We start from the raw sequence: 1,650 nt of genomic DNA on the forward strand, positions 1-1,650 counted from the left end.
CTTCTTCTTCGCGCCATCGAGCCATTGCTGACAGATCTTTGCTAGCTCTTCTCCGCGTTCCCATAACTTCAGTGACTCTTCCAGGGTGGCGCTGCCATCTTCTAGTGATTCAACGATCTCGGCCAGCTCATCACGAGCTGCTTCATAGGAGGGCGGTGCATCTTTAGCGGCCATGAGAACAATCTACTCTCTTGTAGTTATTCGGGAGAACTAACGGTGGCTGCGGTCTCACCTTTTGCCACGCGAATGCGCAAACGAGTGCCCACCTTCACCTTTGTGGCATCGCGCAGGATTGTGCCATCTGCTAACTGCACCACCGAATACCCGCGGTCCATCGTTGATTGTGGTGAGAGTGAACGCAGGTGGGCGCGCACTCCGGTGAGCTCTTTCTTCTCAATTTCAATAATCGATGCAAAGCTGCGAATAGATCTATTTCGCAGCGCCTTTATTTCATCGCGGCGGGAAGTCACCATCAGCTGCGGGTCTTTCATCACCGGGCGGTTTCGTAATTGAGCAATCAGATTGATCTCATAGCCAATGGTGGAGACCAGCGTTCGATACATGCGATCTCGAATCTTTTCGATATCGCTAATTTCTTGCGCAATATCTGGCACCACGCGCTTGGCGGCATCGGTGGGAGTAGATGCGCGGTAGTCGGCGACATAGTCAAGAAGTGGTGCATCTTTCTCATGGCCGATGGCGCTGACAATCGGTGTCGTGCACTGCGATGCTAATCGAACCAGTGACTCATCACTAAAAGGAAGTAGGTCTTCAAAGGAGCCACCACCACGAGTAATGATGATGACATCCACATCCGGGTCATCCTCAAGCTCTCTCAGTGCCGCTGACACTTCAACCACAGCGGCGGCGCCCTGCACTGCTACTTCCCGGATTTCAAATTCAACTGCTGGCCAGCGGCGGCGGGCATTTTCCACCACATCTTTTTCTGCATCGGTATTGCGACCGCAAATAAGCCCAACTTTTCGTGGCAGTCTGGGTAGTGCAATCTTTCTGCTCTCACTAAATAAACCTTCGGCAGCTAACTTCTCTTTCAGTGCTTCCAGACGTGCAAGAAGTTCGCCCACACCCACTTGGCTAATCTCTTTGGCAGACATCGTCAGTGAGCCGTTTTTAGTAAACCAGGAAGGCTTGGCATAGATGACAACGCGAGCATTTGCCGGCAGTGGTTGCACGCTGGCTAATACTGATTTGTGACACATCACAGAAAGGCTCATATCTGCACTGGTATCGCGCAGTCGCATAAATGCCATGCCACCACTGCGTTCATTAAGTTCTGAAATCTCGCCCTCAATCCAGATGGGGCCAAGACGATCTACATACTCTTTTATCGCCTCTGAAACCACGCGCACTGGCGCCGGGGCTTCACGTGAAGTTTCGAACATGGGGTGAGCCTATTAGACTGACCCTTATGAGTAGAAGAGTTCTCTTAGCCGCGCCTCGTGGCTATTGCGCCGGCGTTGATCGCGCAGTGATTGCCGTTGAAAAATCGCTGGAACTCTATGGGGCTCCGGTCTATGTCCGAAAAGAAATTGTCCACAACAAGCATGTGGTCTCAACGCTGGAAAAGCGCGGAGTGATTTTTGTTAATGAAACTGATGAAGTGCCAGAAGGTGCCACAGTTGTCTTTTC

General features: G+C 51.6%; 2 protein-coding genes and 1 pseudogene. 1 reads left to right on the forward strand and 2 read right to left on the reverse strand.

Annotation, left to right across the window (positions count from 1 at the left end; all coding sequences use genetic code 11):
* Together AC9UEP_RS05980 and xseA are read right to left on the reverse strand one after the other, a co-directional pair.
* Positions 1 to 174 (reverse strand): exodeoxyribonuclease VII small subunit (locus AC9UEP_RS05980; RefSeq protein ID WP_509545100.1); only part of this gene is annotated, 174 nt, incomplete at its 3' end.
* Between the two features lie 23 nt (positions 175 to 197).
* Positions 198 to 1,403: an exodeoxyribonuclease VII large subunit gene (xseA, locus tag AC9UEP_RS05985; protein ID WP_509545097.1), complete on the reverse strand. Its 1,206-nt coding sequence runs from the start codon at positions 1,401 to 1,403 to the stop codon at positions 198 to 200.
* Between the two features lie 26 nt (positions 1,404 to 1,429).
* On the opposite strand from xseA, the pseudogene AC9UEP_RS05990 reads away from it, so the two are divergent.
* A pseudogene (locus AC9UEP_RS05990) lies at positions 1,430 to 1,650 on the forward strand (4-hydroxy-3-methylbut-2-enyl diphosphate reductase); the annotation flags it as partial.

The organism is Candidatus Planktophila sp. (assembly GCF_040402315.1).
Taxonomy (GTDB): Bacteria; Actinomycetota; Actinomycetes; order Nanopelagicales; family Nanopelagicaceae; genus Planktophila.

Excerpts from the sequence above, each read along its gene's own strand:
- xseA (WP_509545097.1), bottom strand. The coding sequence starts at position 1,403 with ATGTTCGAAACTTCACGTGAAGCCCCGGCGCCAGTGCGCGTGGTTTCA.